Below are 6297 nucleotides of genomic sequence, written 5' to 3'. Positions count from 1 at the left end.
CGTTCAAACACTACGCCAATGTGTCGGCCACGCACATTCCCTACCGAGGCCTTGCGCCGGCTATTCAGGACGTGATGGCCGGCCAAATTGATTTTGCATTCGTCCCTGCAACGACGCTGGCTGCAGTGCGGACTGGAAAGCTGAAGCTGCTGGCCGTCGCAAGCAAAACGCGAACGGAGCTCGCTCCCCAGACGCCGACGTTTGCGGAGGAAGGTTTCGGTCACGTGTTTGCCGACAGCCTCTTTGGAATCTATGCACCGGCCGGTACGCGACCAGACGTTGTGGAACACCTCAACAGGGAAATCAACAAGATTCTCTCCACACCTGTAGTGAAAGCGCGATTTGCGGAAGTCGGCGCACAAGCAGTACCCGTCACTCCTGCAGCGTTCAGAGACATGGTTCAAGCGGAGACACGGGTTTTCAGCGGCATCGTGAAGGCACGAAACATCACGCCTGATTGATCGCCGGAGATTCGGCGGATAGCAACGAACCAATGGATCAATTCCTATCCAGGAAGGTTCAAGATGAACGGTTTTCCGCTGGAATATGAAATTGCAATGGCAGACCTTGAACGGCGTGCCGTTCGTGGCGAGGTGACGCTTGGACAGGCCAGGCAAGAGATTTGCGCTCTGCGAGATAGGTACCGGGTAGTGTTCCCGATCATGGCAGCAAACCAGAGGGTGGGTGGCTCGTCCATAGTCAAGCGAACGCTCAATTCAGTTGACATGATGGCGCAGAAATAAAAGCACCAACTGCCTATTAACTGCGATCGAGAGTCGATCTTCAGTTGCGTGGATAGCTGGTGTACTGATTCGATCGCCGACAAGTCGCGTCTGGGCCACGCGATTCGATCGCAGCACCGTCAGCGTGGTGCGATGCCATACCTCAACTCCGCTCACAACGATCCACACCGTCATGATGGAGAAGTTTCATGAACGTGCTGTTTTCGATTGGCGAAAAAACCAGTTTCGAGTTGTGCTTTGAATCGCTCCGCGATGCCAATACGGTGATGGCGTTTCCCTGTGACGAAACGGGTCACGTAGACATGGATGCCATGGCCGAGCACACCCTCAATAATTATCTCTACGCGAGAGCCGTTATTGGCCACCAGTTCAGCCGGCCGCTTGTGCGCGCGGTAGCTTCGTCTTGACGGAAACTACACGACGCTGAAGAGCAGCTCGCATCGATAGAGAAAGACGCCCGGTAAGACGATTGGTGCATAAATGCACCAAAGCTATGAAATTTCGTAGTCTGGCGAGCGCCATGTTGTATTCGTAAGTCCAATATGGCCCAGCCAACCCACATCCCAATCATTGCCACACCAGGATGTGCCCGAATGCCCTGCGCAGGCGCCAGTTGGTGGGCGCTGCCCTGCGCCGCTATATCAAGCACGACAATGACTTAGTACAGTATGCAGCCCACTGGCTTTTCGATCCAGCACATGCCTATCCCGGGGGGAATTGGCGCTGCAGGTGGCTGAGGTGCTCGGGACAGCGGGCGAGAACCACGCGACACTGGCTGCGGCGGTGGAATTGATCCATGCCTCGCTGTATCTGCACTACCACGTGCACGAGGAGACGGGCGGTCGCCAGGGCCCCGATGCCGCTCTTGCCGGCTTGGGCAATGCAGCTAACGTGCTGCTCGGTGACCTGTTCTACACAGCCGCATTTCGCGCGATCGTTGATCTGAAAGATCACCGAATCGCTCGCATCCTCTCCGATGCAACTACAGCCATTGCTGAGGCCGAAGTGTTGGATCTGCAGACCCCTGCGTGTGCCGAGTGTGATGCAGCCAGGTACATCAACAACATTCGTGGCAAGACGGGCAAGCTGTTTGAGGCAACGGCACAGTGCTCGGCAATCCTGTCGAAAGCCGATGCCTCGACCGAACAAGCCCTGGCCGTGTACGGGCTGCATCTGGGTACGGCTTACTACGTCCGCCAGTAGCTTGAACAGGTGGACAGAAGTAAATGGCAGAGTATCACGCTGGCCGACCTGTACGATAGGGAGTCCTATCCAGGCATGTTTGCAGCGGCTGCCGAAGCCATCCCGGGACTGGTACAAGCGAAGCAGTTTGTGCTTGCGGAAGTTGAGCACGCCAAGTCAATTACTCGCATTTTGTAAAGAACCCAGGTCGACGCGCTCTAGAAGTTGGCCGCAGCTTGGCCAGATTCAGCCTCGACAAGCCACTCAGGAAAACGTGAGAACAGAATAGCTGCTGCGCCGTCGATTGCAATTTAGGGAGCAGAAACGACCACGCTGGAGCAGGGTGCCGGTATGCCGTCATCTACAACGACTTGGTTAAAGCCGTTGAATGGTCGCAAGTAAGTGAGGGACCGGCATAAGTCTCCAGCGCAAGAAACAAGCGTGTTTCAGGTGCTGCACGAACGATTAACGGGTGCATGGCCAAGTAGCATCATGTCGGCGTGACGATGCCATATAGGTCGATTATTTTTAGGGCTTGTTGCGCAGTCAAATTGACATAACATCCGATGGGCGTCAATCAATTAATCGATGAAAATTTGCCTTTAATCGTGCGGACCAACCGAAATACCAATCCTCCAGTAGCATCCGGGTTCTGTACTTTTTGGATGAGTGAACTTGAGGCTTTTCCGACTGCTTCCCACCGCTTCAATTTCGGGTTCTGTTAAAGAATCACCTGACCTTGAGAGCGTCGCAGCTTCAGAGTGGGATATAGGTAAACGCGTCCAGTCCTGAGGATCCTCTCCGTCAACCCAGTCAATCATCTCAGTAAAAACCGAGAGAAACTGCTGAGAGCAAACATGGCACGCTCGAATTGAGACACGGTAGTGGGATTCATCAATCAGCATTGCCTGCAGAGTAAGACCGCGTGTTGCAGTCCAAGCCACGGCTGCGCTAGATGGCCAGCACTGCTCACAGCCAAAATCATTTTTCGGTGCTATTTCGCAAGCCATATTTTTCTTTCAGATTACACCAGTACTCGGCTACCTCATGGTAGTGCAGGCTGGTACACCGAGCGAGTGGCGAGTACCAGCGTGATGATGCGTCGCTGGCCAGAGCGGGGACTTGGCTGAGCCAACAGTGCTGGCACAAGCTCACGATGGCTTGCCTAGGGACCGAAAGCGCCCTCAGCTATTTGCGCTTATCAACCCAACAAGTAAACAGAGTACGTGGCCCATGAGCTGGCATACGCGGCCTGTTCGTCTTCGAAATAAGCCCTTACGCGCTGCGGCAGATTGCTCAGCGCCTCCATGAAGCGCTGAGCATGAGCAATGCGCTGGAGAGTGCCGCGGTCGCTGCAGCCAAGGCGACCGAGTAGGACGCACTGACGAACGACAGCGACGACTGATACCACCACGACGTAGCTCATCCCGACCCGGTCAGTACCTGCCTCAGATAGGGAGCCGTACGACTCGCCTTGCTGCGACTCAGCGCTAGTGGCGTACCGCTGGCGACAACGGTGCCCCCCGCGTCGCCGGCACCGGGCCCCAGATCGATCACCCAATCGCTTTGCGAGACAACGCGCATGTCGTGCTCGATCACCACGACGGTGTGACCGGAATCGACCAATCCGTGCAATGCAGACGTCAAACGTTCGACATCGCTCGGGTGAAGACCGATGGTCGGCTCGTCAAGGACGTAAAGCGTGTGACCTCGCGGCGCACGCTGCAGCTCAGTCGCCAGCTTGATACGCTGCGCCTCTCCACCCGAAAGCTGCGTTGCCGGCTGGCCGAGCCGAAGGTAGCCGAGCCCGAGGCGACGAAGCGCCTGTAGCGGCGCGACGATCGAAAGGTGCCCCTCGAAGAGTTTGGCAGCCTCGTCGACGCTCAGGGCCAGCACGTCGGCAACGTTGCGGCCCTGCCAAGTCACCTGCAGCGTGTCGTCGGCATAACGCCGGCCGCGGCACGCCGGACACACGACTTCGGCGCTTGGCAGGAACATCAACTCGACCACGACGTGCCCCGCACCTTCGCACTTAGGGCAGCGACCGCTGGCGACATTGAACGAGAAGCGTCCAGCACGGTAACCCAGCGCCCGTGCCAATGGCGTGGCAGCGAAGAGGGCCCGCACTGAATCGAACAGTCCGGTGTAGGTGGCCAAGTTGGAGCGCGGCGTACGGCCGATGGGCTTCTGGTCGATGGCGACCAAGCGAACGACACCGTGGAGCTCTCCGACCACGCGCCCAGTACAAGATGCAGCTGCGACATGGGGCAGCACGTCGTCCAGTTCGGCCACCTCGTCATCGTCGGCTTCCGGCGGGTCTAACAAGGAACCTACCAGCTCGACGAGCGCACGCCCGACTAAGCTTGTCTTGCCTGAGCCTGAAACCCCGGTGACACAGGTGAATACCGACAGCGGAAAGCGCACGTCGACGCCGTGCAGGTTGTGGCAATGCACGTCTGACAGCTCCAACCAACCACGCGGCGCGCGTGGCGCGTGCGACACGGTAGGCGTCCTCGCGGCCAGATGGCGCCCGGTCCGCGATGTGCTCACTGCAGCCAGCCCCTCCACCGGCCCGCTGTAGAGCACCTGACCGCCGCCCTCGCCGGCGTCCGGCCCGATGTCTACCACCCAATCGGCACGCCGCACTACGTCGAGGTCGTGCTCAACGACGAAGACCGAGTTGCCACCGTCACGCAGGTGATCCAGCGCGTCCAGCAGGGGCTCGGTGTCAGCGGGATGCAGGCCGGCGGACGGCTCGTCGAGCACGTAGACTACGCCGAAGAGATTCGAACGTAGCAGCGTCGCTAAGCGCACCCGTTGGTGTTCGCCAGGCGAGAGCGTGTCGGCCGGCCGGTCGAGGGGCAAGTAGCCGAGCCCGAGATCGCACAGCGTATTCAGCCGCGGCAAGAGGTCTTCGAGAAGGCGCCGCAAGGCAGGATCCGCACCTTCGCGCACCGATTCGAGGTGACACTTCGCGTCCCGGATCGCCAAGGCCATCACGGAGGCGATGTCCATCCCTCTCACGGTGACAGCAAGGGCCTCCGGTCGTAGGCCGCAGCCGCCGCATGCGGTACACCGCGCTCGCACCAGATAACGCGCTACGCGTCGGCGGATGCTGGCGCTATGAGTCGTCGCAAAGGTTTGCAGCAGGTAATGGCGTGCGCTGGAGAAGGTGCCCTGGTAGCTGCCGGGCCGGCGCTCGCTGATCGCCTGACGCATCTCGACCGGCGACAGACCCGGATAGACCGGCACGGTCGGTTGTTCGTCAGTAAACAGCACCCACCGGCGCTGTGCCTCGGGCAGGTCGCGCCAAGGCACGTCCACGTCGATGCCGATCGAGACCAGGATCTCGCGCAGGTTCTGCCCGTGCCACGCAGGTGGCCATGCCGCGATGGCTCTCTGGCGAATCGTCAACGTCTCGTCCGGAACCAGCGTGTGTTCAGATACTTCATAAGCGACGCCGAGGCCATGACAGGCCGGGCAGGCGCCCTCCGGGGTGTGGGCCGAGAAGCCGCTCGCCTCCAGGGCTGGCGAGCCGGGCGCCCGAGCTCCGCAACGTGAGTACAGCAGCCGCAGAGTGTCGCCCACGTGCGTGAGCGTGGCCACCGTCGAACGAGCCGACGGTGGCCCCCTTCGCTGCTCCAGTGCGACGGCCGGCGGCAGGCCCGTGATGAGGTCGACCTCCGGCGCGCCCACCTGCTCGATCAGGCGCCTCGCAAACGGCGTCACCGAGTCCAAGTACCGTCGCTGGGCCTCGGCGAACAACGTACCGAAGGCCAGCGAGGATTTGCCCGAGCCCGATACACCGGTGAATGCGACGATCACGTCGCGCGGGATGTCCACGTCGACGTTCTTCAGGTTGCGCTCACGCGCACCCCGCACCTGCACGCAACCACCGCTGCGCGCAGAGACATCGCGCCCGGGCCCGTTCATCAATGGAGGTGGAACACCTTGTTGATGATCTTCCACTCGCCGTCGAGCTTGATGAGCAGGAACAAGTCAGTGAACTTGTAGCTCGTCCAGTTCTCGGCCTCGACGCGAGCGTGCGCCACGGTACCGACGACGTCGATATGCGTGATGCGAGCCACGACCTCCTTGGCCGAGCCGTTCTTGTCGTGCCAGTCAAACAGCGACTGGATCGGCCCCTGGAAGGCGAGGTTGTCTCCGACGTAGCCGAAGATGGTGGCTTGGTCGGCAAACGCGGGCTTCATGTCCTTGCCGCGGCCATTCTTGGCCGCGTTCATGTAGACCTCGAGCACCTGGGTGATGGCATCGATCTCGACGGTGGATCCGACGCTGACGGTCATGGGTATCTCCTTGGACAGTTGGGTAAAAAATGGGCCGGGAAAGACACGTCGACGTGGCGGCCCCG

At 59.9% G+C, this 6297-nt stretch carries 6 protein-coding genes; 4 read left to right on the top strand and 2 right to left on the bottom strand.

The genetic code is table 11. The annotated features are described in order from the left end of the window. The 4 genes from SM757_RS28890 to SM757_RS28875 form a co-directional block, all read left to right on the top strand. On the top strand, positions 1–461 hold a 461-nt coding region (locus tag SM757_RS28890; RefSeq protein ID WP_322468011.1), incomplete at its 5' end, for a tripartite tricarboxylate transporter substrate-binding protein. A 63-nt stretch (positions 462–524) separates the two neighbouring features. Further along, a complete protein-coding gene (locus SM757_RS28885; RefSeq protein WP_322468010.1) occupies positions 525–743 on the top strand; it encodes a hypothetical protein in 219 nt (72 codons plus the stop codon). Between the two features lie 188 nt (positions 744–931). Then, positions 932–1150: a hypothetical protein gene (locus SM757_RS28880; RefSeq protein WP_322468009.1), complete on the top strand. Its 219-nt coding sequence runs from the start codon at positions 932–934 to the stop codon at positions 1148–1150. A gap of 310 nt (positions 1151–1460) precedes the next feature. Next, a complete protein-coding gene (locus tag SM757_RS28875) occupies positions 1461–1946 on the top strand; it encodes a polyprenyl synthetase family protein (RefSeq protein WP_322468008.1) in 486 nt (161 codons plus the stop codon). Between the two features lie 1401 nt (positions 1947–3347). Here SM757_RS28875 and SM757_RS28870 read toward each other — a convergent pair. Further along, the gene (locus SM757_RS28870; protein ID WP_322468013.1) at positions 3348–5858 is read right to left on the bottom strand and encodes an excinuclease ABC subunit UvrA; all 2511 of its coding nucleotides are present in this window, start codon (positions 5856–5858) and stop codon (positions 3348–3350) included. Continuing rightward, a complete protein-coding gene (locus SM757_RS28865) occupies positions 5858–6232 on the bottom strand; it encodes a nuclear transport factor 2 family protein (RefSeq protein WP_322468007.1) in 375 nt (124 codons plus the stop codon). Before SM757_RS28865 ends, SM757_RS28870 begins: the two co-directional genes overlap by 1 nt. Between the last annotated feature and the right edge of the window lie 65 nt (positions 6233–6297).

The organism is Azohydromonas lata, assembly GCF_034427735.1.
GTDB lineage: Bacteria > Pseudomonadota > Gammaproteobacteria > Burkholderiales > Burkholderiaceae_C > Azohydromonas > Azohydromonas lata.
Note: the sequence above shows the minus strand (reverse complement) of the source record. Positions and strands in the feature narration are given on the sequence as shown.

Coding starts and splice junctions, on each gene's coding strand:
- SM757_RS28865 (WP_322468007.1), bottom strand. CDS start 6,232: ATGACCGTCAGCGTCGGATCCACCGTCGAGATCGATGCCATCACCCAG.
- SM757_RS28880 (WP_322468009.1), top strand. CDS start 932: ATGAACGTGCTGTTTTCGATTGGCGAAAAAACCAGTTTCGAGTTGTGC.
- SM757_RS28870 (WP_322468013.1), bottom strand. CDS start 5,858: ATGAACGGGCCCGGGCGCGATGTCTCTGCGCGCAGCGGTGGTTGCGTG.
- SM757_RS28885 (WP_322468010.1), top strand. CDS start 525: ATGAACGGTTTTCCGCTGGAATATGAAATTGCAATGGCAGACCTTGAA.